Below are 23,012 nucleotides of genomic sequence, written 5' to 3'. Positions count from 1 at the left end.
CACCCCGCCCAGCGAATAATACTGTATCCATAATTATGAAAGCAAGTTTCCAGGACCCCGATTCGCCGGGCAGGAAGGGCCAGTCATGGCACCAGGTCGGATAGCGCAGACCGCTCTCTACCAGGAGGTGGCCGAGCGGCTGCGACAACGGATTTTCGCGCACGAGCTGTTGCCCGGAATCCGCATCGACGAACAGCAGCTGGCCGTTGAATACGGCATCAGCCGGACACCACTGCGGGAGGCACTGAAGGTGCTCGCCGCCGAGGGGCTGGTCACCCTGCGACCGCGCCGCGGCGCTTTCGTCACCGAGATCTCCGATCAGGATCTGGACGAGATCTTTCCGCTGATGGCGATGCTCGAAGGACGCTGCGCCCTCGAAGCCACCAGAAAGGCCAGCCCGGAGCAGATCGCCAGGCTCGAAGGACTGCATCGGCAGTTGCAGCGCTTTGCCGCCGGCAACCAGATCGGGCGCTTCTTCGAGGTCAACCAGGAATTCCACCTGCGTATCCAGGAAATGTCCGGAAACCGCTGGCTGCGGCAGATGATCCAGGATCTGCGCAAGGTGCTCAAGCTGACCCGGCTCTTCTCACTGAGTATCGATGGGCGACTGCAGCAGTCGCTGGATGAACACGTGGGCATCCTCGAGGCGATCAGGACCGGCGACGCGCTGCGCGCGCAGACGATGATGCACGACCACATCCTTGCCGGCCGGCAGGCGCTCGTGCGTGGCGCAACCGAGGAAGCGAAGGCGCTGTCATGAGCGGCCGCATCGACTGCACCCGCGATCGCGAGGTGGCGACCGTCACCCTTTCGAATCCGGCCAAACTCAATGCCGTCGACTCCGCCATGTGGCTGCAACTGACGCAGGTGGTCAGCGGGTTGGCTGCCGACCCCCAGTTGCGTTGCCTCGTGCTGCGAGGTGAAGGCGAGCAGGCTTTTGCCGCCGGCGGCGACATCGAGGAGTTCAGCACCCAGCGTGACACCGTCGACCGGGCAATGGCCTATCACGCGCAGGCTGGAGCCGCGCTGCGGGCGGTTGGCGACTGCCCGCTGCCGACCGTCGCACTGATCCATGGCGCCTGCATTGGCGGTGGGCTGGAGATCGCCGCCCAGTGCGACCTGCGCGTCTGTGGTGAGTCTGCACGCTTTGGCGCGCCGATCAACCGGCTTGGCTTCTCGATGTATCCGGTCGAAATGCAGGCGTTGCTGCGCCTGGCTGGCGCCGCAACGATGCGCGAACTGCTGCTCGAGGGGCGCATCCTGGGAGCAGCCGAGGCTCTGTCCAAGGGACTCGTGACGCGTGTCGTCGGCGACGGCGAAGTCGTCGCGGAAGCCTACGGGACGGCCCGGCGCATCTGCCAGGGGGCGCCCCTGGTCGCGCGCTGGCACAAGAAGCTGCTGCAGCGCCTGCAGGAGAACCAGCCGCTGAGCGCAGGGGAGTTGCGTGACTCCTTCGCCTTCCTCGAGACGGAAGATTACCGCGAGGGGCTGACCGCCTTCCTCGCCAAGCGGGCACCACGGTTCCGCGGCTGCTGAGGGGGAATCAGGCGAACAGCCGCCACAGCATCCGCGCCGCAAGCACCACCAGCAGACCGGCAAAGAGGCGTTTCAGGGTAGCCACCGGCAGGCTGTGCGCCAGCTTCGCACCGAACGGTGCCATCAGCATGCTGCTCGGCACGAGCCAGAGGAAAGCCGGCAGGTAGATGAAGCCGACACTCCCCGCCGGTAGCCCGGGATGTTCCCAGCCGTTGAACAGGTAACCCAGCGAACCACCGATGGCGATCGGAAAACCGATCGCTGCCGAGGTGCCGATGGCATCATGAACGCGTACGTTGCACCAAGTGAGGAAGGGGACCGTCAGCGACCCGCCGCCGATCGACACCAGCGCCGAGACGGCTCCGATGCCGATGCCGACAATGACGACACCGGCGCGCCCCGGCAACTCGCGCGACGCCTTCGGCTTCAGGTTGAAGACCATCTGCACCGCGACCACACAGACGAAGGCACTGAAGAAGATGGCGAGCGGCTGCGCCGGGACGCTGGCAGCCAGCAGGGTGCCGAGCATCGTACCGAGCAGGATGCCCGGCGTGATCTGGCAGACGATCGGCCACGACACCGCGCCGTGACGATGGTGCGCCAGCAGGCTGGAAAGCGAGGTGAACAGGATCACCGCCATCGAAGTGCCGAGCGCCAGGTGCAGTACCTCGGTCGCGGGAAAACCGGCCTGCGCGGCGAAGATGATGGTCAGTGACGGCACCAGCACCAGCCCACCGCCGATCCCCAGCGCGCCTGCCGAAAAACCGCTGAACAAGCCCAGTGCGACGTACGCCAGCCACCAGCCCAAGAGCGCCTCCCGGCAGAAAGAACTTGCAGACGGCTATGATCCCACTTTTTCCCGGTCGGCGTAGTTCTTCTCGACCCACTCGCGGTAGGCTCCCGACTGCACGTTGTGCACCCAATCCTGGTTCTCCAGATACCAGCGAACGGTCCTGCCGATGCCGGAGGCAAAGCTCTCCGCGGGTCGCCAACCCAGTTCCCGTTCGATCCGGCGGGCATCGATCGCGTAGCGGCGATCGTGGCCGGGACGGTCGGTGACGTAGGTGATCTGCTCGCGATAGGCCCGGCCGTCAGGACGCGGGCGTAGTTCGTCCAGCAGTCCGCAGATGGTGTGCACGATATCCAGGTTCGCCTTCTCGTTGCCACCACCGACGTTGTAGGTGGCGCCCGGAACGCCGGCAGCAAGTACGCGCCGGATTGCCGCACAGTGGTCGCCGACATACAGCCAGTCGCGAATCTGCTGGCCGTCACCGTACACCGGCAGCCGCTTGCCCGCCAGAGCGTTGACGATCATCAACGGAATCAGCTTCTCCGGAAACTGGTAGGGACCATAGTTGTTCGAGCAGTTGGTGGTCAGAACCGGCAGACCGTAGGTGTGGTGGTAGGCGCGCAGCAGATGGTCACTGGCTGCCTTGCTCGCGGAATAGGGGCTGTTCGGCTGATACGGGTGATCCTCGGTGAACGCCGGTGCCTCCGGTGCGAGCGAGCCATAGACCTCGTCCGTCGACACGTGCAGAAAGCGGAAGCTCTGTCGGCCATGCTCCGGCAGTTCCTTCCAGTACGCACGCACGCTCTCGAGCAACTGGAAGGTACCGACGATGTTGGTCTGGATGAAGTCGGCAGGGCCATGGATCGAGCGGTCCACGTGTGACTCGGCAGCGAAGTTGATGATCGCCCGCGGCGCGTACTGCGCGAGCAGGCGGGCGCCAAGTTCGCCGTCGCCGATGTCGCCATGCACGAAGATGTGGCGGTCGTCGCCGCTCAGGGAGGCGAGGCTCTGCCGATTGCCAGCATAGGTCAACCGATCGAGATTGACGATCGGCTCGTCACTCGTCGCCAGCCAGTCGAGCACGAAGTTCGCGCCAATGAATCCGGCGCCACCAGTAACCAGAATCATGTGCACCAGCCTTCGCGTGGGGCTGCCGCCGGCGAACCGGCTGCGAGTCCAGGGTCATCTGCCATAGGTGTCTTCGAGACGGACGATGTCGTCCTCGCCGAGGTAACTGCCGGACTGTACCTCGACGATCTCGAGATCGATCTTTCCCGGATTCTCCAGCCGATGGACGACCCCGAGCGGGATGTACGTCGACTGGTTCTCGGAAAGCAGCAGCGATTCGTCGCCGCGGGCTATCACGGCCGTGCCCTTGACGACAACCCAGTGCTCGGCACGATGGTGATGCTTCTGCAGGCTGAGACTGGCACCGGGCTTCACCAGGATCCTCTTGACCTGGTAGCGTGGGCCATGTGCGAGACCTTCGTAGCTGCCCCACGGCCGATGGACGACATGGCGAAATTCAGTCTCACAGCGTCCTGCGCGCTTCAGGTCATCGACGAGCATCTTGACGTCCTGCGCCTTCGCCTTGTCGGCTACCAGCACCGCGTCGGGTGTCGCGATCACCACCAGATCGCTGACGCCGACCGTGGCCAGCAGTCTGCCTTCGGAGAACAGCACGCAGTTGCTGGTATCGATGCTGCGGACGTCACCGCGTCGCGCGTTGCCATCGCTGTCGACCTGGCCGACGGTCGCCAGCGCATCCGAAGCGCCGATGTCGTTCCAGCCGGCGTCGAGGGGAATCACGACGCCGTGATCGGTCTTTTCCATGACCGCATAGTCGATCGAGTTCGCTGGGCTGGCGGCAAAAGCAGCTTCATCAAGGCGGAGAAAATCGAGATCCCGTCGTGCCGCCTGGCAGGCTGCGGCCACCTGCTCGCGCATGACCGGCGCAAAGCGCTGCAGGGCATCGAGAAAGCTGTCGGCACGAAACAGGAACATGCCACTGTTCCAGAAGTAGTCGCCAGCGTCGAGGTAGGTCTTCGCCGTTTGCGCGTCCGGCTTCTCGACAAAGCGGTCGAGAACATAGCCGCCAGCCAGCGGAGCGCCGCGTCGGATATAGCCATAGCCCGTTTCCGGCCGGTCCGGCAGGACACCAAAAGTCACCAAGGCGCCCGCCTGGGCATGCGGAACTGCCGCCCGCACGGCCTCCTGGAATGCGGCGACACCAGCGATGACGTGGTCGGAAGGAAGCACCAGCAGTAGCGGCGGCGCGTCGCCGGCGGTGTCGGCAAGTGCCCCGATGGCTGCTGCGGCGACGGCCGGCGCCGTATTGCGGGCTGCCGGCTCGAGCAGGATGTCGGCCTTGAGGCCGATCTCGAACAACTGCTCGGCTACCAGGAAACGATGGTGCTCGTTGGCGACGGCGATCGGCCTGCCCAGGCCGGCGAGGCCGTCGAGTCTGCGCAAGGTGTTCTGCAACAGCGAGTAGTCATCGACCAGGCAAAGGAACTGCTTCGGGTAGTGGGTCCGTGAGAGGGGCCACAAACGGGTCCCTGACCCTCCGCAGAGGATGACCGGACGAATCACGGGGGGTTTCATTTGCATCGTCTCCAGACGGAACCGACTTGCCACGCTGGGCTCGCGCGAGGCGGGATTATAGCCGGCCGAGGTCGCCCGGCGACGGTCGCCGAGGGCCTATAATTCGCACTTCCCGGCTGCCACCGATCCCGTCACCCTGACCCGGCGATGCACATCCTACTGCTCAAGACCTCGTCTCTCGGTGACGTAATTCACAACCTGCCGGTGGTCAGCGACCTGCGGCGCTGTTTCCCCGAAGCCTGTATAGACTGGTGCGTCGAGGAGAGCTTCGCCGACATTCCACGCCTGCACCCGGCGGTTCGCGAGGTGATTCCGGTGGCCATCCGACGCTGGCGCCGCCAGCTCGGCCGGGTCGCAACCTGGCGCGAGATGCGGGACTTCCGGCAACGGCTGCGATCGCGAACCTACGACTTCGTTCTGGACACCCAGGGCCTCGTCAAGAGCGCCCTCGTTGGCCGCTTGGCGCAAGGACGGCGACTCGGCTACGCCGCCGAAGCGGCGCGCGAATCCTTCGCCGCCCACTTCTACGACGACACCTTCGTCATTCCATGCAACCTGCACGCCGTACAGCGCAACCGCTGGCTGGCAGCCGCGGCATTCGACTACCCTGTGGACCTGCCACTCGACTACGGAATATCGCCACCGGCCATCGACATCGGCTGGCTACCGGCCGGACCCTTTGCCGTCCTGCTGACGGCCACCAGCCGTGATGACAAGTTGTGGCAAGAGGCACACTGGCACGCGCTCGGTCGCGCACTGTCAGGCGCCGGAGTGACCGCGGTGCTCCCGGCCGGCAACGCGCGCGAGCGCGAGCGTGCCGAACGCATCGCCGCTGCCGTTGCCGGCGCCATGGTCGCGCCACCACTCGGCCTGCGGGAACTGGCGGCGCTGCTGGCAGGAGCGAGCGTCGTGATTGGCGTCGACACCGGCCTGGCACACCTTGCTGCAGCCTTGCACGTGCCGGTGATTGCCCTCTACGTGGCGACCGATCCTTCACTCACCGGGGTCTTCGGCGACGGTTTCATCCGCAACCTGGGCAACACCGGCAGGCCGCCCACACCGGCCGAGGTGGTCGCGACCGCCGAACGGGCGCTGCGTCGGTGATCCGGCTGCTCTATTCGCTGCTCTTTCATCTGGCCATGCCGCTGGTCTGGCTGCGCCTGCTCTGGCGTTCCCGCCGCCAGCCCGAATACCTGCAGCACATTGGCGAGCGGCATGGCCATTACCCACCGTCGTCGGGCGGGCCGCTGATCTGGCTGCACGCGGTTTCCGTCGGCGAGACCCGCGCCGCCGAGCCGCTGGTCGAGTTGCTGTTGCAGCGCTACCCCGAACACCGCATGCTGCTGACCCACATGACACCGACCGGCCGGACGGCCGGCCGTGACCTGGTGCAGCGTCACCCCGACCGTCTGCATCAGGCCTACCTTCCCTACGACCTGCCGGCCGCCTGCGGTCGCTTCCTCGATCATTACCGGCCGCGGGTCGGATTGTTGATGGAGACGGAGATCTGGCCCAACCTGATCGCCGCAGCAAAGCGGCGAGGATTGCCGCTGGCACTGGTCAATGCCCGCCTTTCAACCCGCTCCCAGCGCGGCTATTCCCGCCTTGCGGGTCTCAGCCGGCCGGCGATCGCCGCTCTTGACGCGATCGCCGCACAGACGGAGGCCGACGCCGAGCGCCTGCGGGCCGTCGGCGCCAGGCAGACGGTCGTCTGCGGCAACCTGAAGTTCGACGTCACGCCGCCGCCCGAAAAGCTGTGCCTCGGAGCGCACTGGCGGCAAGCGCTCGGCCACCGCCAGGTGTGGCTGGCCGCCAGCACGCGCGAGGGTGAGGAGGCACTGCTGCTCGACGCTTTCGCCCGCCTGCCGCAGCGCCACCTGTTGTTGCTCGTGCCCCGACACCCGCAGCGCTTCGCCGAGGTCGCGGAGCTGATCGCCAGCCGACAACTGGCCTCCTGCCGACGCAGCAGTGGCAGCCTGCCGGACGAGGAAACGCGCGTCTGGCTGGGAGACAGCATGGGTGAAATGCCGGCTTACTACGCGCTGGCCGAGATCGCACTGATCGGTGGCACGCTCCTGCCCTTCGGCGGACAAAACCTGATCGAGGCGGCAGCCTGCGGCTGCCCGGTGCTGCTCGGACCGCATACCTTCAACTTCGCCCAAGCCAGCGTGGACGCCATCGCCTGTGGCGCCGCCCGCCGCGTCGCCAATGCCGACGAGGCCGTTGCCACCGCCGCAGAGCTCCTGCAACAGCCTCAGCAGCTGGCCCGCATGCGCGCTGCCGCGCGCGGCTTCAGCCAAGCACATCGAGGCGCCACCGAACGGACGGCAGCGCTGATCGACAGCCTCATGGCGCCTCGAGCAGCAGGTTGATCCGTTCGACGTCGGCCTCGTTCAGGGTGCCGACGGCTGCCTTCAGCTTGAGCTGGTTCTGCAGGGTATCGTAGCGGGCTCGTGCCAGATCCCTGCGCGTTACCAGAACCTGGTTCTCGGCATTGAGGACATCGATGTTGATCCGCACGCCCACTTCGTAGCCGAGCCGGTTCGACTCGAGCGAGCTGAGACTCGACAGCAGCGCGGCTTCCAGCGCGCGCACCTCGGCGAGGCCGTTGACCACACCAAGATAGGCCTGCCGCGCGTTCAGCGCAGAAGTTCGGCGGATGTTGTCGAGCGAGGCCCGTTCCGCGTCGCGACGGGCGGCGGCTTCGCGGGTACGTGAATTGACCGCACCACCCTGAAAGAGAGGGATATTGACCTGCAGGCCGATCTGCCGCGTCGTCGTGTCGACCGAGCCCAGCCCGGACTGGCCCGGACCGTTGTTCTGGCCGTAGTTGGCGACCACATCGACGGTCGGGAAGTGACCGGCACGGTTGATCTCGACCGCCTTGGCCGCGGCCTCCGCCGCCGCCTCCTGCGCCTGGACGACGAAGCTGTCGCGCTCGGCGGCCTCGACCCAGGGCTCCATGTTTGCGGGCTGCGGTGCTTCCATGACCGCGTTCTGCTTCAGCCGGTTGAGTTCGCCGGGATCCTTGCCAACCAGCACGCGCAAGGCGTAACGCTTCACTTCCAGCTCGTTCTCGGCGGCAATTTGCTGCGCCGTCGCCAGATCGAAGCGTGACTGCGACTCGTAAGTGTCGGTGATGGTTGCCGTACCGACCTCGAAGTTCTTCCTGGCCTGCTCGAGCTGTTGCGCGATTGCTGTCTTGGTGGCCTGCACCGCGCGCAGCTTCTCGATCGCGACGAGGACGTCGAAGTATGCCTGCGAGACGCGCAGGATCAGATCCTGCCCGGCCTGCGCAAAGCTGGCCTCGGTCTGCATGACCAGCAGCTTCGACTGGTCGTACTGGACGAAATTCTGCCAGCGGAACAGCGGTTGCGTCAGGTTGACGTTGTAGGCGTTGCTGTTGAAGCTGCTTCGGGTACTGACGTTGATCGGGCTGCCACTGATCCGGGTGTCGAACCTGGCATCGTTGGCAAAAGTATTCCCGGTCGCGGCGACCGTGGGCAACAGGCCGGCAAGCGCCTGCGGTTGCTTCTCCCGCCCGGCTTCGGCCGCAGCACGCGCCGCAGCGTACTGCGCGTCGTAGGCGAGGGCATCACGATAGACCTGCAGCAGGTCGGCCGCCAGCACCGACCCGGCAAGGAGAAAGCCGGACAGCAGGAAGGCCAGCTTTCCGGCGCCAGGAGGACGAAGCATGAGCTATCTCACTTTCGGCCGGGATCACGCAAGCGCCGGGCAGCGCGCAGCGGCCTCACTTTGCCACTGGTGGTGGGCTTCGTCTCAGAAGACGAAGCCCGAATGTTGAGGCGCAGTCAACGGGGTGACCACGGTTTCGAAGAGGTTGCGAGTCTTGTAGGCCTGTTCGCCGGTGCGGACGATCAGGCGAGCCTCCATCACCGGAGCCTGGCCGATGAACGCGACCAGCCTGCCACCCACCTTCAGTTGCTGCAGAAAGGCCTGCGGCAACTCGGGGAGCGAGCCGGAAATGAGGATCACATCGTAGGGCGATGGACCGGACCATCCTCTCGATGCGTCCCCGGTCTCCACCGTGACGTTCACCACCCCCGCCTGCTGCAGCCGCTGCCTGGCGCTCTCGGCCAGAACCGGGTCGATCTCGACACTGAACACGTACTCCGCCTGCGAGGCCAGCAGGGCCGCCATGTAGCCACTGCCGGTACCAACTTCAAGGGCGATGTCGGTGTTCCTGATCGCCAGTTCCTGCAGCACGCGAGCCTCGATCTTCGGCTGCAGCATGGTCTGGCCGTTGCCGATGGGCAACTCGACGTCGGCGAAGGCCAATGTCCGCAATGCCTCCGGCACGAAGTCCTCACGCTTCACTTCGCCGAGCATGTCGAGTACGGCTGGGTCAAGAACCTGCCAGGGGCGAATCTGTTGCTCGATCATGTTGAAGCGAGCCCGCTCCATGTCCATATTCACCACAGCCATAGCATTCCCCGTCGCAAGCGTGTCGTCAGTCATCCTGGAAGCAGGTTGCGCTTTCCGCGTCTGCCCCTGCGGCGGCGATTATAACCTGATCGGCCCGCCTTCGGCGCCGACCGGGCTGGCAACCGCCACGGTCCGGCTGGCCGCGGGCGACAGCGGACGGGTAAACGCAAGACGGCGCCTGCTGGCGCCGCCTGGCTGTCACAAGACGTCGCCTCAGGCGGCGCTCAGGGCCTTGATCTGGGCCGACAGGCGGCTCTTGTGGCGTGCCGCCTTGTTCTTGTGGATGATTTTCTTGTCGGCGATGCGGTCGATGACCGACACCGAGTACTGATAGACGCTCTGTGCAGCAGCCTTGTCGCCCGCCAGAACCGCCTTCTGGACGCGCTTCACCGCGGTGCGCAGAGTCGAGCGCAGGCTGGTGTTGTGAGCGCGCTGCTTGACGGCTTGCCGGGCACGCTTGCGAGCTTGAGCGCTGTTGGCCATGAGTCGGGTCCTTTTGAAATGCTGCGGATCAGTCGAAAGGCGCGGAGTATACCGACTGCCATGAGCCGATGCAAGAGGCAGGCGCTCCTTTCGCGGATGCCTGCGGACTATTGCATTCCGCTGCGTTCTCGCCCATCCTGCCGGCGTTTGGCGATGCCGCTTGACCGCGCAGCTGCTGGCGACTGCGCGACAGGATGAATCAGGGGAGGTGCGACCTTGCGACTCGGTGTGGACCTGGGTGGCAGCAAGATCGAGCTGGTGGCGCTCGACGACGGCGGACAGGTCCTCCTTCGGCGAAGGCGACCGACCCCTCGCGGGAGCTACCACGGGACGCTGGCCGCCATCGGCGAGCTGGTGGCGGCAGCCGAACACGATCTCGGGCAGCGGGGCAGCGTCGGCGTCGGCATGCCGGGCGCCGAGTCTACGGTCGATGGCAAGGTCAAGAACGCCAATTCGACGTGGCTCATCGGCCACGCGCTGCGCAACGACCTGCAAGACCTCTTGCAGCGCGAAGTGCGTCTGGCCAACGACGCGAACTGTTTCGCGCTCTCCGAGGCGACCGATGGCGCCGCCAAAGGCGCGGAAACGGTCTTTGGCGTCATCCTCGGTACGGGCGTTGGCGGCGGCCTCGTTGTGCGCGGGCGGGTGCTCACGGGCACCAACCGAATTGCCGGCGAGTGGGGGCACAACGCATTGCCCCTGCCGGACGAGGAGGACCAGCCACCGCCGCGATGCTACTGCGGACGCCGCGGCTGCATCGAGACCTGGCTCTCAGGGCCAGCGCTGGCTGCCGATCATCTGCGCCACGCTGGCGTCGCGCTGACCGCCGTGGAGATCGACAGCCGGGCGAGCAGCGGCGATGCTGCCTGCGAGGCGACCCTGCAGCGCTATGAGCGACGCTTGGCGAAGGCGTTGGCCATGGTGGTGAATATCGTTGACCCGGACTCGATCGTGCTCGGTGGCGGGCTCTCGAACATCGACCGGTTCTACCGGTCGGTGCCGCGACTGTGGCACCGACACGTCTTCTCCGATGTCGTTCAGACCCAGCTTCTACGCAACCGGCATGGCGACTCTTCGGGCGTGCGTGGCGCAGCCTGGCTGTGGAGTGCCGACTGAGCACCATGGAGAAGTCATCGCCAGCAGGGCACCGCCGCACGATGCGGCGGATCGGCCGCACGCTCGATCGCCGCGCGGCTGCCGGCATCACCGGAGCCGCGTAGGCGATGTTGTGGCTGCGACTCTTCCTTCCCTTTGCCGGCGCCTACTTCCTCTCCTACCTCTAGCGGACGGCGAACGCGGTCATCGGACCGGTACTGTCCGACGAGCTGAAACTCGGTGCCGGCGATCTGGGTCTGCTGACCAGCGCCTGCTTCCTCACCTTCGCCGCCGCTCAGCATGCCGCTGGGCATGCTGCTCGACCGTTTCCGGGCACGCCGGGTGGAGTCGGCGCTCCTCCTGATCGCCGCCGCCGGTGCCGCCACCTTCGCCATGGGCCAGGGAATCTTCGGGCTGGCCGTCGGGCGAGGACTGAGCGGCCTCGGCGTATCCGCCTGCCTGATGGCCGCGTTCAAGGCTTTTTCGCTGAGCTTTCCGGCCGAGCGACAGGCTTCGCTGACCGGCCTGGATCATGACTTCGGGCGGACTCGGAGCGCTGGCGGCGACGGCACCGCTGGAAGTGGCACTGCAACTGGCCGGCTGGCGAGAGATCTTCACCGTCCTCGCCGGGCTGACGTTGGTCGTCGCCGGCTGGCTCTTCATCAGTGTCCCGGAAGAGCAGGGGACAGGCCGGCGGGAGAGCCTCGCGACACAGTGGGGAGGGGGTGAAGGTGGTTTTCGGCAGCGCCCATTTCTGGCGTTTCGCCCCGCTGGGCCTGTGCCTCGCGGGTGGCTTCATGGCGGTGCAAAGCCTGTAGTCGATCTCCTGGCTGATGCAGGTCAGCGGCTACACGCGCGCCGTTGCCGCCGAGCATATGGCCGGGATGAGCGGTTCCGCGCTACACGCCAACGTGTTCATCGGGCTCCTCGCCACCACCCTCGCGCGACGCGGGATCAGGCCGGTGCAGTTGCTCGGCGCCGGTCTCAGCATTTTGCTCGTCATGCTGGCCTTGATCGTCAACGGAGGGCTACAGCAGAGCTACCTGCTCTGGCTGGTCTACGGAACCTTCTCCAGTTTTGGCACGCTGGCGTACTCGCAGGCAGCGGCCGGTTTCCCGCTGTCCCTTTCGGGTCGAGCGAACACGGCTTTCAACCTGATGGTCTTCATCGGTGCCTTCGGCGTCCAGTGGGGGCTCGGCCTGCTGATCGATCTGCTGCAGGGATACGGGCAGAGCCCGGCGATGGCACACCGCAGTGCCTTCCTCGTGCTGCTCGCAACGCAGGCACCGTCGCTGATCTGGTTCTGGGTCGCTGGCCGCTGGCGGCGCTGAGGATCGCCGCCAGTCGCCTTTGCCCGCCGCCCGCCGTCAGCGGTAGAGCGGCATTGCGCGGAGGCGACGCTCGATCTCGCTCGTGACCTGCCGGTAGTCCACGCTCTCAGGGGCCCCGAAACGGCGTTCGAACTCGGCTGCCGACAGGCCTTCGGGCAGCCCTGCGAGCGACGGCGCCAGGTCGCTGTCGCTCAGGGGTCGCTGCAGAGCCGCCTGCAGACGCGGCGAGTTCGCCGCAACCAGCTCGCCGAAGCGGCTTCCGGCGCGGTCAGCGGCGAGATCGGCAAAGGAAAATCCGCTACCGCTGCGCGCGTCGCGCATTTCCTTGTCGAGGCCGATCGCGTCGGCTGCCGACTCACCCGCCCAAGCCGCGAGCGCCGCTGAGACGACGAAATGCTGGGCGCTGTCATGGCGACCGCGCAGGCTCAGTTTGACGCGGCGCGGGCGAGCCCAGGATCGGGCCTCCGGCAGTAGGCGCGAGAGCGAGTTGCCGGAAACGTGTGCTGCCAGGACGAGCAACGCGGCGCGGCCATAGCCGGCTGACCCTCCTCCGCAGCAACCCAGAAGCGGCGTCAGAACCTGTCCCAGCGGTACCACCCCGGCACGGTGGTCGAGGAGCCCAGCCAGGGCCGCCTGGGCGTTGCGCAGGTCGACCGTGTCTGCGGGCGTAACGGCGAACGAGCGGAGCTGCTCGAGCAGCTCCGGCTGCCAGACATAGTCGACGACGACATGGCTGGCAGCAGCATCGAAGTCCACCCGTCTGACCGCCCGTGCCGCGACCTGCCACTGCCCGGCCAAGCCCGCAGCGCGGATCGCCTGGCCGGCGGCGGCTTCAGCCAGCCACCCGGGCAGCGGCAGCGCGGCCAATGAAGCCGAGGCGATCCGTGGGCGCCCATCGGCTGCGGCGATGACGGCCGACAGGTTGAGGTAGCGCGTATCGGGCAGGCCCCGCAGGGGGATGCTCAAACGAAGCTCGCCGCTGCGCCCAACGATGACGAACGCCGCACGCGCCCCGAGATTGTGACTCGCGAAATGGTCGATGGCGGTGTCGAGCAATGCGGCGGAAATGATGGCCGTGCGCTCGTCAGCGCGCTGCAGGCGACCGGAATCTCGGTTGGCCAGCAAACGCCGGGCCTCGACGATCGAGCCAGTGGCAACGCCTTCACTGCGGCTGACCAGGGGCTGCCGGTCGGTGATCACCAGCAACAAGGCCGCCACCAGCAGCGGTGGCAACAAGAGAAGCAGCCAAGCCCGCACTCGCCGCCCGCTCAGGAGGTGCTGGGCGGCAGCTGCCGGTCGGGTTGCCTGGCATCGCCAAAGCGCAACGCGAAGCCGGCCTTGGCCAGCAGCGCCGCCTCGATCTGCAGATCGGCCCGAGTCAGCGGATGGGCTGCCAGCCAGCCACACGGGAAGAGCAGATGCAAGCGCTGGCGGTCTACCTGCAGGGCGATCGGCGGCAGTGGCTCGCTGCTGCGACCGCGATGCAGGACGACCGCCAGACGCAGGAGCGTGCAGAGACGCCGGGCGGCACCAACCGTCGCCTTCGGCAAGGCAGCGAACGCATCGGCGGGGAAGGAACGCCGGTGGCGCCGGACGAGAACTGCCAGCAGCAGCTGGTCATCGCGCGAGTAGCCCGGCAGGTCCGCATGCTCGAGGACATAAGCGCCGTGCTTGTGGTACTGGTCGTGCGACAGCAGCAGGCCGATTTCGTGCAGGCGGGCGGCCCGTTCGAGCACGTGCTTCGCATCCTTGCCGGCAAGACCCCATCTGGCACGCACCTGGCGCAGCAGATCGAGCGCCGTCGCGCTGACCCGCTCGGCCTGTGCCTGATCGAGCGCGAAACGGCGGATGACGTCGGCGATGGTCCGGTCGCGCACGTCCTCATGCCGGATGCGACCCAGCAGATCATAGATCAGCCCCTCGCGCAGGGCGCCTTCCGAGACCTCGAGCCGCTCGATGCCGAGTGCTTCGCACAATCCATGCAGGACCACGAAGCCACCGGCGAACACGCGCGCGCGCGCTGGCTCGAGTTGCCAGCGGCTGGTGAGTCCCGCCATGTCCGATGTTTCGAGCAGGGCACCACGCAGCCGGTGCAGCGCGTCAAGCGTGATCCCCGCGCGACTCCAGCCCTCGCGGACGATCACCTCCTGGATCGCCTTGATCGAGCCGGAGGCACCGGTCACCATTTCCCAGCCACGCGCGAGATATTCCTCACGGACGGGTTCGAGATGCAGTTGCACCAGCAGTTCGGCTTGGCGCAAGCGGTTGGCCGTCACCCGGCCATCACCAAAACAGGCGCGGCTGAGGCTGACGCAACCCATGCGCAGGCTGGCCAGGTGCAGCGGGTCGAAAGCCTCGCCGATGATCAGCTCGGTGCTGCCGCCGCCGATATCGATCACCAGGCGCTGTCCGGCAAGATCGCCAACACTGTGCGCGACGCCGAGGTAGATCAACCGCGCCTCTTCCTGGCCGCTGACGACCTCCACGCGATGACCGAGAGCCTGCTCGGCGCGGGCGACGAAGTCAGCGCTGTTGCGCGCCTGGCGCAGGGTGTTGGTGCCGACGATGCGCAGGCGCGCCGCGGGAATGTGGCGCAGACGCTGGGCGAAGCGCGCCAGACAGTCGAGGGCCCGCTGCTGGGCCTGCGCCGACAGGCGGTTGTGGTCGTCAAGTCCGGCGGCAAGCTGCACCATCTCGCGCAAGCGGTCGAGAATCTGGACGTGGCCGTCGCTGATGCGCGCGACGACCATGTGGAAGCTGTTCGACCCGAGGTCGATGGCAGCGACGAAATCGGAAGACACGGGAATACTCCTCAGGCTGACAGACGGAGAAAGGACGGACACCGGCTGAGCAGGCAGCCGGAGCGGGCCGCATTCGTCTCGAGTATCGGCGCCTTCACCGCCGGCAGTCAAGCGGCGCCCGTCGGCGACATGTCCTCTAGCGTTCGTCGGCCTGTTGCGGCGAGATGAGCAGCGCGAGGGTCAGCGAGCGCCTGGCGGCCCGCTCCTGCTTCGTGGCGCTCGACTACCAGCGAACGGTCAGAGATCGAGCGGGTCCACCTCGAGGTGCCAGCGCAACCGTGACGGAGCGCGCAACGTCTCGATCTGCGTCAGCCAATCGGCGAGAAAGGCCTGTAGGGCACGACGGGACGGCGACTCGACGAGAAGCTGACCCCGCTCCATGCTCGCACGGCGTGCCAGGCGCATCGGCACCGGATCGTAGAAGCTGAGTGCCGCCGCGGCGGCGACTGCCGCGCAATCCCGCGCCGCCACCAGGAAAGCGATGGCATCGGCCATGTGTGGCGCCTCTGCGCGCAAGACCGCCTGGTGCGTGTAGGGCGGAAACCCGGCCTGCCGGCGCTCGGTGAGTTGGGCGGTGGCAAAGCTCTCGTAGTCATGGCGGCACAAGGCCTGATAGAGAGGATGGTCTGGAAACTGCGTCTGCAGCAGCACTTCGCCCGGGCGCTCGGCCCGGCCAGCGCGCCCGGCTACCTGCATCAACTGGGCAAAGAGGCGTTCGGGTGCTCGCCAGTCAGCGGCGAAGAGCGCGGCATCGGGAGCGATCGCTCCCACCAGCGTCAGCTTCGGAAAATCATGGCCCTTGGCAAGCATCTGCGTGCCAACCAGGATGTCTGCCTCGCCGTCGTGGATCCGCCGCAGCAGTTCTGTCCATTGCTTGCGACTGCTCGCCGAGTCCCGGTCTACGCGCAGCAGACGGGCCTGCGGAAAGCGTTCGGCAAGAACCATCTCGAGACGTTGCGTGCCCCGGCCGAGGGCACGCAGGTCCTGGTTGCCGCAGGTCGGACACTGCCGCGGCAAGGGGGTCTGATAACCGCAGTGGTGGCAGCGCAGGCGGCGGTCGACCAGATGCAGCACGAGGTGCGCCGCGCAGCGCTGGCAGCCGGAGATCCAGCCGCAGGCAGGGCAACTCATCACGGGCGCGTAACCGCGCCGGTTCAGGAAGACGAGGCTCTGTTCACCGCACTGGAGTCGCTGCCCGATCGCCTGCAGGAGGGTGCCCGTGAGCCCGTCCTGCGGCTTCTCGAGCCGCGTGTCGATGATGCGCACCAGCGGCAGCCGAGAACCTTCGACAGCCCGCTGGCGCAGCGTGAGCAGGCGATAACGCCCGCGTCCGCCGTTGCCAATGGCGTTCGCCCAGCTCTCGAGCGACGGCGTCGCCGATCCGAGAACGACCGGAACGCCGCTGTCGCGGGCCCGGAAGACCGCCAGGTCACGCGCCGAGTAGCGGACCCCATCCTGTTGCTTGAACGAGCCGTCGTGCTCTTCGTCAACGATGATCAGACCGAGTTCCGGCAGCGGCGTGAACACGGCCAGCCGGGTACCGAGAACGATGCGCGCCTCGCCACCACATGCCGCCCGCCAGTTGCGGCTGCGCGCCGCCTCGGCAAGATCGCTGTGCAGACTGACCATCCCGGCAGCGGGAAAGCGTTCGCCGACGCGTGCTTCGAGCTGGGGGGTGAGGTTGATCTCCGGCACCAGAACCAGCGCCTGCCGTCCGGCTGTCAGCGCCCACTCGATCAGGCGCAGGTATACCTCGGTCTTGCCGCTGCCCGTCACGCCATGCAACAGGTAGGCACGAAACCCCGTTCCCCCGGCCAGCACGGCACCGAGGACCGCCTGCTGTTCGACCGTCAGCGGTGGTGGCTGCAGGGCTGGGCGGACCTGCGCGGGGTGCCGCCCAACCCGCGTCCTCACCGCCGCCACTGTCCGCAGTCTGGCAGGGAGCGTGGCGAGCATGACTTGGCCGAGTGGCACGTGATAATAGGAAGCACAAAATCGGGTCAACCGGAACCATGCATCCGGCAACGGGCGCAGGTCGCGGAGGACTTCGCCGACCGGCTTCAGGTCCTCTGGATTGACGTCGCTGTCCACACCGACGGCTACGATGATGCCGATCCTCTGCCGCTGGCCCAGCGGGACGCGGACCCGGTAGCCGACATCGGCAAGGGTCAGCGGTGGATCGTCCGGGCAACGGTAGTCAAACAGGCGGCGCAGTGGCAGGTCGAGCGCGACGCGCACCAAGCACGGCTCAGTCCGTCGTTCGGCCATCTCTCAGACGGGTGTCCCGATTGGACCACTTAGCACCACAAGCTCGCGCAAATTCTGGCAAAGAAGGGTAAGACGCTCAATTAGCACACGTTTTCGCTCGTCCCCAGAACCTGTGGACAACTCTGTGGATCGAAACGCCGGAAAGCCTCGCGAAGGCCCTTGCAGCAAGGGCTGCAGCGTACTTGCCCAAAAATTCAGCAATTCAAAAACACTTATAAATCATTTAGTTATAAAACATGGGCGGCGTCATTCGCAGACCGGGCGGCGGCGTCGCGCCCATGGGACATTTCTGTGAACAAGTCAACTCCCCCGAGTCAATTCGTTTCCGGACCGGCGCAGTTCGCGGCTGTGTTGGTGCACCGCGTCAACCAGCGCTCTGACGTTTTCCGGCGGCGTGAACTGCGATATCCCGTGTCCAAGATTGAAGACGTGGCCGCAACCATCGGCACCGTAGCTGGCGAGGACCTTCGTGGCTTCGGCGACGATCTGCTGCGGCGACGCAAAGAGGACAGCGGGATCGAGGTTCCCTTGCAGCGCAACACGCTGACCGACACGACGGCGCGCTTCGCCGATGTCGATGGTCCAGTCGACACCGATCGCGTCACAACCGCTGTCGACAATCGACTCCAGCCACAGGCCACCGCCCTTGGTGAACACGATCGACGGCACCGGCTCACCCGCCCGTTCGCGGATCAAGCCGTCGACGATCCGCCGCAGGTAGCTCAGAGAGAACTCCTGATAGGCTGCAGCCGAAAGCGAGCCACCCCACGAGTCGAAGATCATCACCGCCTGCGCGCCGGATTCGATCTGCGCGTTGAGGTAGGAGGTGACGGCATCGGCAGTCACCGACAGAATCCGGTGCAGGAGGTCGGGCCGCCCGTACAGCATGCTCTTGATGTGGCGGTAGTCGCTGCTCGCGCCACCTTCGACCATATAGCAGGCGAGGGTGTAGGGACTGCCCGAGAAGCCGATCAGTGGCACCGAGTCGTGCAATGCCCGCCTGATCTCGGCGACGGCATCGGTCACGTAGCGCAAGTGGTCCCAGGGGTCCGGTGCCGTCAGGTCGCGGATCGCCCATTCCTCGCGCAACGGGCGTTCGAAGCGCGGACCCTCGCCATCGGTGAAGAAGAGTCCCAGTCCCATCGCATCCGGTACCGTCAAAATGTCGGAGAAGAGGATGGCGGCATCGAGGTCGTAGCGCGCGAGCGGCTGCAGCGTCACTTCGCAGGCCAGCGCCGGGTTCTTGCACAACTGCAGGAAGCTGCCGGCACGTCGCCGCGTTTCGCAGTATTCGGGCAGATAGCGGCCGGCTTGGCGCATCAGCCAGACCGGCGTCTGCTCGGTTGGCTGCCGGCGCAGGGCGCGCAGGAGGGTGTCGTTGCTCGGTCGGCTCACAGTCTGCTCCACGGTTCGGGGATTGGTTTGCACACAGGGAATCGTCCGCCGGTGCCGATGCTACTTGCGCCAGAAGGCAGGCGTCAGGACCACCAGCAGCGTGAAGATCTCGAGACGGCCGAGAAGCATCGCCACCGTACACACCCAGGTCTGGAAATCGGTGAGCCCGGCAAAGTTGTTCGCCGGCCCGACTTCGCCGAGGCCGGGACCGGTGTTGTTGATACTGGCGATGACCGCCGACAGCGCGGTGATGATCTCGAGACCGGAGAACGACAGCAGCAAGGTCATCGAGACGATGCACACCATGTAGATGAAGCCGAAGGCGAGCACGGCGAAGAGGATGTTCGAAGGCACGACGCTGTTGCCGATCTTCACCGGGTGCACGGCGCTCGGGTGCATCGCCCGCGCCAGTTCGCGGTACACCTGCTTGTAGAGGACGATGGCGCGGATCATCTTGATGCCGCCACCAGTGGAACCGGCGCTGGTGGCGAAACTGCACAGGAACAGCATCCACAACGGCGCGAAGAATGGCCAAAGCGCGTAATCGGTATTGGCGAAACCGGTGGTGGTGGCGATCGAGACGACATTGAACGCCGAAAAGCGCAGCGCCTCGAGGAAGGTTGGATAAACCTCATGCACGTCGAGGAAGACGGCGATACCGATGACGCTGCCGATGGTCACCAGCAGGAACCAGCCGGCCTCGGGATCGGTCGCGTACGGACTGAACGAGCGCTGCGAGAGGACGAGGAAATGGGTGGCGAAGTTGCAGCCGGCGATCAGCATGAAGGCGATGCTGACCGCCTCGATCGCCGGTGAATCGAAAAAACCGAAGCTGGCGTCATGGCTCGAGAAGCCACCCAGGCCCATGGTCGCGAACATGTGCATGATCGCGTCGAGCCACGACATCCCCGCCCAGTAGTAGCCAAGCGTACAGGCGATCGAGATCAGTACATAGACGAGCCACAGCCCCTTCGCCGTCTCCGCCATGCGCGGGGTCATCTTCGAATCCTTCATCGGGCCGGGGGTCTCGGCCTTGAACATCTGCCGGCCACCGATTCCCAGCAGCGGCAGGATGGCGACGGCGAGTACGATCAAGCCCATGCCGCCCAGCCAGACGAGCTGGGTACGCCAGAAGTTGATCGACACCGGCAGCTCATCCAGACCGACGACAACCGTCGCACCGGTGGTCGTCAGACCCGAAACCGCCTCGAAATAGGCATCAGTGAAGCTGAGGTTGAGTTGCAGGACCAGCGGTAGCGCCGCATAAACGGGCAGGACGGTCCACACCAGGGCGACCATCAGGAAACCGTCGCGAATGGTCAGGTCGCGTGTCTCGCGGCGCGTCGCCCACCACAGGCCGAGACCGGTGGCGACGGTGAGAACGACCGCCTCGTCGAAAGCGCTCTCGGCGCCATCGTGCATGAGCCATGAAAGCAGCAACGGCACCAGCATCGTCATGCCGAACATCAGGATGACCAGCGAAAGCACCCGCACCACCGGGTAATAGCGTTGCATGGCGCGTTCTCAGAAGAAGTGGAAGCCGACGGAGAAGAGCTTCTCGACCTGCCTGACCACCTTCTTGTCCAGGCAGAAGACGATCACGTGGTCATCGGTCTCGACGACCACGTCCTTGTGCGCGATCAGCACGCGGCCCTTCTGCTTCTTCTTCGCCAGCCCGAGGTAGCCGACGTCGCGGTGGCGGTCGAGATCGCGGACGATGGCCGCGATGAAGGCCCCATGAATCTGCGGCAACTCGTCAACTCGCCGGCCGACGACCTTCGACGTCTTGCGATCGCCGTGTGCGACCACCTCGAGCGCCTCGGCGGCGCCCCGTCGCAAGCTGTGCACCTGCGCCACGTCGCCATGCCGGACATAGGTCAGCAACGAACCGATCGACACCTGCGCCGGCGAGATGGCAATGTCGATCGGGCCGCCCTGGACCAGTTCGGCGTAGGCCCGGCGATTGATCAGCGCCAGGACGCGGGCGCAGCCCATCCGCTTGGCCAGTGAGGCGGCCATGATGTTGTCTTCGTCGTCGTTGGTCAGTGCAAGGAAGAGGTCCATCGCGTCGATCGCCTCCTGCTGCAGCAACTCCTCGTCGGTGGCATCGCCGCTGAGCACCAGGGCCGATTTCAGCGCACCGGCGACGTGTTCGGCACGCCGTCGATCCACCTCGATCACCTTGACCTGGCAACGCGCCTGCAGCGCCTCCGCGACGCGCAGCCCGATGTTGCCACCGCCGGCGATCATCACCCGTTGCACCGGTTCGACCGAGCGGCGCAGCTCGCGCATCACGGCCCGGATGTGCTCCTCGGCGGCCAGCAGGAAGACCTCATCGCCGTCCTCGACCACCGTTTCGCCGCTCGGCGTGATGGCGCCGTCGCGGCGGTAGATGGCAGCGATGCGACCATCGATCTCGGGCGGCAGGTGGCCACGCATCTCCTTGATCGGGCTGCCGACAAGGAGGCCACCCGCGTAGGCCCGGACGCCCACCAGGACCACCGAACCACCGGCAAAACTGAGCACCTGCAGCGCTTCCGGAAAGTCCACCAGGCGCGCGATGTATTCGGTGATCACCTTCTCCGGTACCAGTGCGTAATCGACGGCGAAGTTCTCGGGCGCCAGCAGCTTTTCGCTGTCGACGAAGTCGGCGGCTCGCAGGCGGGCGATTCGCGAGGGTACGTTGAAGACACTGTGCGCCACCTTGCAGGCGACGAGATTGGTCTGGTCGCTCTGGGTGACGGCGATCAGCAGGTCGGCGTCGTCCACACCGGCGCTCGCCAGAACGGAAGGATGCGCCGCGTTGCCATGTACCGTCTGGATGTCGAGGCGGTCCTGCAGGTAGGCGAGGCGGTCCTGGTCGCTGTCGACCATGGTGATGTCGTTGTTCTCGGAAGCCAAACTCTCGGCAACGCTGGCCCCTACCTGCCCAGCACCCAGGATCACGATGCGCACTGCCCCTCCTCTGCCCCGACATGCAGGAAACCGGTGGTCCCGCCTCAGTCGCGTTCGTCGCCACGCCGGCCGATGTTCAGGCCAAGCTGCTTCAACTTGCGATAGAGGTGCGTCCGTTCGAGACCGGTCTTCTCCGCCAAACGCGTCATGCTACCGCGTTCGCCAGTCAAATGGTACTCGAAGTACATCTTCTCGAAGGCCTCCCGCGCCTCGCGCAACGGCTGGTCGAAAAAGGCCGCCGGCAAGGCCTGCGTCACGCCGTTCTCGACCACCTCGGTCTGCAGGATACGGGTCACGTCTTCGCTGCTGATCTCCTCCTCGAGCGCGGAGAGGGCGAGGTTGCGCACCGTGCCAAGCAGTTCCGCCCACTCGCCGTGCCAGCGGTGCATGCGGAGGGCGTTCTGCGCGCCGCTGGAAAAACGCCGCAAGGGCACTTCGCCACGCTCCGCCAGATGCGCCAGCAGCAGCGAGGCGATCTCCGGCACATCATCGGCGTGACCCGAGATCTGCGGTAGAGCCACCCACACTTCGCCCAGCCGGCTCACCAGCGCCGCATCCCAGCCTGACTCGACGAGGGTTGCCAGCGGCCGGCTGGAAGCCGCCACCAGTTGCAGGTTGAGACGCTCGAGCCGCTCCAGGGCGAAGGCCAGGCTCATCTGCTGCAGCTTGCCGAGATGCGCCAGATCGGCGATGAAGACGACGCCGCCGCTGGCTTTCTGCAGCATCTCCTGCGTCAGTGCCGAACTCGCGGTCGACAGGTCGAGCCAGGGGGTCAGCGGCGTCTGCAGTGTGCGGGCGCAGATCTCGGCAATCGCACCCGAGGTGCTCTTCAACAGCAGTACGGACGTCTTCGCCGCTGCCTGCTCCAGACGGCGCTTGAGATCCTTCAACAGCGGGGAGTGGGCAAAGGCATCGAGAGTCAGCGGCTTCTTGACCTGCAAAGTCTCATGTTTGAGCGCCTTCTTGACGGTGAGCAGCAGCTTCTGCAGCGCGATCGGCTTCTCGAGGAAATCGGCTGCGCCGATGCGCGTCGCCTCGACCGCCGAATCGATCGTGCCGTGCCCCGACATCATCACCACGGGCATCGTCAACAGTCCGCCCGCCGACCACTCCTTGAGCAGCGAGATGCCATCGGTGTCCGGCATCCAGATGTCGAGCAGGACGAGATCCGGTCTTCTTTCGGCACGCAGCCTGCGCGCTGCCGCGGCATTCTCCGCCAGCCATACCGAGTGGCCTTCGTCGGCCAGGATCTCCGACAGGAGTTCTCGAATGCCCATTTCGTCATCGACGATCAGTACTTGCGCCATG

20 protein-coding genes are annotated in these 23,012 nt (G+C 66.0%); 6 read left to right on the top strand and 14 right to left on the bottom strand.

The annotated features are described in order from the left end of the window. Positions 1-85: 85 nt before the first annotated feature. Positions 86-760, top strand: a complete 675-nt coding sequence (locus V5B60_RS05495; protein ID WP_332346031.1) for a GntR family transcriptional regulator — start codon at positions 86-88, stop codon at positions 758-760. Next, entirely contained in the window at positions 757-1,536 is a 780-nt protein-coding gene (locus tag V5B60_RS05490; protein ID WP_332346030.1) for an enoyl-CoA hydratase/isomerase family protein, read from the top strand. The genes V5B60_RS05495 and V5B60_RS05490 overlap by 4 nt, the downstream gene beginning before the upstream one ends. 7 nt (positions 1,537-1,543) lie before the next feature. Here V5B60_RS05490 and V5B60_RS05485 read toward each other — a convergent pair whose 3' ends face one another. Genes V5B60_RS05485 through V5B60_RS05475 form a run of 3 tightly spaced genes read right to left on the bottom strand, consistent with a single transcriptional unit; the run spans position 1,544 to position 4,930 of the window. Beyond that, the gene (locus V5B60_RS05485; RefSeq protein ID WP_332346029.1) at positions 1,544-2,344 is read right to left on the bottom strand and encodes a sulfite exporter TauE/SafE family protein; all 801 of its coding nucleotides are present in this window, start codon (positions 2,342-2,344) and stop codon (positions 1,544-1,546) included. Between the two features lie 33 nt (positions 2,345-2,377). Next, positions 2,378-3,454: a dTDP-glucose 4,6-dehydratase gene (rfbB, locus tag V5B60_RS05480; protein WP_332346028.1), complete on the bottom strand. Its 1,077-nt coding sequence runs from the start codon at positions 3,452-3,454 to the stop codon at positions 2,378-2,380. Between the two features lie 54 nt (positions 3,455-3,508). Next, complete coding sequence (locus tag V5B60_RS05475; RefSeq protein ID WP_332346027.1) at positions 3,509-4,930, bottom strand: mannose-1-phosphate guanylyltransferase/mannose-6-phosphate isomerase; 1,422 nt, start codon at positions 4,928-4,930, stop codon at positions 3,509-3,511. Between the two features lie 147 nt (positions 4,931-5,077). Between V5B60_RS05475 and waaC the strand changes: the two genes are divergently transcribed. Both waaC and waaA read left to right on the top strand, forming a co-directional pair. Further along, positions 5,078-6,034 carry a lipopolysaccharide heptosyltransferase I gene (gene waaC, locus V5B60_RS05470; protein WP_332346026.1) on the top strand — a complete coding sequence of 319 codons (957 nt, stop codon included), beginning with the start codon at positions 5,078-5,080 and terminating at the stop codon, positions 6,032-6,034. Between the two features lie 35 nt (positions 6,035-6,069). Continuing rightward, entirely contained in the window at positions 6,070-7,302 is a 1,233-nt protein-coding gene (gene waaA, locus V5B60_RS05465; RefSeq protein WP_434735362.1) for a lipid IV(A) 3-deoxy-D-manno-octulosonic acid transferase, read from the top strand. On the opposite strand, the gene V5B60_RS05460 is transcribed toward waaA, so the two are convergent. The 3 genes from V5B60_RS05460 to rpsT all read right to left on the bottom strand — a co-directional run bounded on the left by V5B60_RS05460 (position 7,277) and on the right by rpsT (position 9,859). After that, positions 7,277-8,626, bottom strand: a complete 1,350-nt coding sequence (locus tag V5B60_RS05460; protein WP_332346023.1) for a TolC family outer membrane protein — start codon at positions 8,624-8,626, stop codon at positions 7,277-7,279. The genes waaA and V5B60_RS05460 overlap by 26 nt on opposite strands. A gap of 84 nt (positions 8,627-8,710) precedes the next feature. Further along, the gene (locus tag V5B60_RS05455; RefSeq protein WP_332350433.1) at positions 8,711-9,361 is read right to left on the bottom strand and encodes a protein-L-isoaspartate O-methyltransferase family protein; all 651 of its coding nucleotides are present in this window, start codon (positions 9,359-9,361) and stop codon (positions 8,711-8,713) included. Between the two features lie 228 nt (positions 9,362-9,589). Next, positions 9,590-9,859, bottom strand: a complete 270-nt coding sequence (gene rpsT / locus V5B60_RS05450) for a 30S ribosomal protein S20 (RefSeq protein ID WP_332346022.1) — start codon at positions 9,857-9,859, stop codon at positions 9,590-9,592. Between the two features lie 216 nt (positions 9,860-10,075). Between rpsT and V5B60_RS05445 the strand changes: the two genes are divergently transcribed. Further along, positions 10,076-10,975 carry an ROK family protein gene (locus V5B60_RS05445; protein WP_332346021.1) on the top strand — a complete coding sequence of 300 codons (900 nt, stop codon included), beginning with the start codon at positions 10,076-10,078 and terminating at the stop codon, positions 10,973-10,975. Positions 10,976-11,233: 258 nt separating this feature from the next. On the opposite strand, the gene V5B60_RS05440 is transcribed toward V5B60_RS05445, so the two are convergent. Next, a complete protein-coding gene (locus V5B60_RS05440; RefSeq protein WP_332346020.1) occupies positions 11,234-11,617 on the bottom strand; it encodes a hypothetical protein in 384 nt (127 codons plus the stop codon). A 170-nt stretch (positions 11,618-11,787) separates the two neighbouring features. Here V5B60_RS05440 and V5B60_RS05435 point away from each other — a divergent pair, with 170 nt between their 5' ends. Next, a complete protein-coding gene (locus V5B60_RS05435; RefSeq protein WP_332346019.1) occupies positions 11,788-12,285 on the top strand; it encodes a hypothetical protein in 498 nt (165 codons plus the stop codon). Positions 12,286-12,321: 36 nt separating this feature from the next. On the opposite strand, the gene V5B60_RS05430 is transcribed toward V5B60_RS05435, so the two are convergent. The 7 genes from V5B60_RS05430 to V5B60_RS05400 all read right to left on the bottom strand — a co-directional run bounded on the left by V5B60_RS05430 (position 12,322) and on the right by V5B60_RS05400 (position 23,011). Then, positions 12,322-13,521: a hypothetical protein gene (locus V5B60_RS05430; protein ID WP_332346017.1), complete on the bottom strand. Its 1,200-nt coding sequence runs from the start codon at positions 13,519-13,521 to the stop codon at positions 12,322-12,324. Positions 13,522-13,553: 32 nt separating this feature from the next. Then, positions 13,554-15,035, bottom strand: coding sequence for a Ppx/GppA phosphatase family protein (locus V5B60_RS05425; protein ID WP_332350431.1), 1,482 nt, complete (start codon positions 15,033-15,035; stop codon positions 13,554-13,556). A gap of 288 nt (positions 15,036-15,323) precedes the next feature. After that, the gene (locus V5B60_RS05420) at positions 15,324-17,354 is read right to left on the bottom strand and encodes a primosomal protein N' (protein ID WP_332346015.1); all 2,031 of its coding nucleotides are present in this window, start codon (positions 17,352-17,354) and stop codon (positions 15,324-15,326) included. 300 nt (positions 17,355-17,654) lie between these two features. Further along, positions 17,655-18,749 carry a uroporphyrinogen decarboxylase gene (gene hemE / locus V5B60_RS05415; RefSeq protein ID WP_332346013.1) on the bottom strand — a complete coding sequence of 365 codons (1,095 nt, stop codon included), beginning with the start codon at positions 18,747-18,749 and terminating at the stop codon, positions 17,655-17,657. A gap of 60 nt (positions 18,750-18,809) precedes the next feature. Then, positions 18,810-20,264: a TrkH family potassium uptake protein gene (locus tag V5B60_RS05410; RefSeq protein ID WP_332346011.1), complete on the bottom strand. Its 1,455-nt coding sequence runs from the start codon at positions 20,262-20,264 to the stop codon at positions 18,810-18,812. 9 nt (positions 20,265-20,273) lie between these two features. Then, complete coding sequence (gene trkA / locus V5B60_RS05405; protein WP_332346009.1) at positions 20,274-21,704, bottom strand: Trk system potassium transporter TrkA; 1,431 nt, start codon at positions 21,702-21,704, stop codon at positions 20,274-20,276. A gap of 44 nt (positions 21,705-21,748) precedes the next feature. Continuing rightward, positions 21,749-23,011, bottom strand: a complete 1,263-nt coding sequence (locus V5B60_RS05400) for a sigma-54-dependent transcriptional regulator (RefSeq protein WP_034932227.1) — start codon at positions 23,009-23,011, stop codon at positions 21,749-21,751. Between the last annotated feature and the right edge of the window lies 1 nt (position 23,012).

Source organism: Accumulibacter sp. (assembly GCF_036625195.1).
Classification (GTDB): Bacteria; Pseudomonadota; Gammaproteobacteria; order Burkholderiales; family Rhodocyclaceae; genus Accumulibacter.
This window is presented reverse-complemented; position numbering and strand designations above follow the sequence as displayed.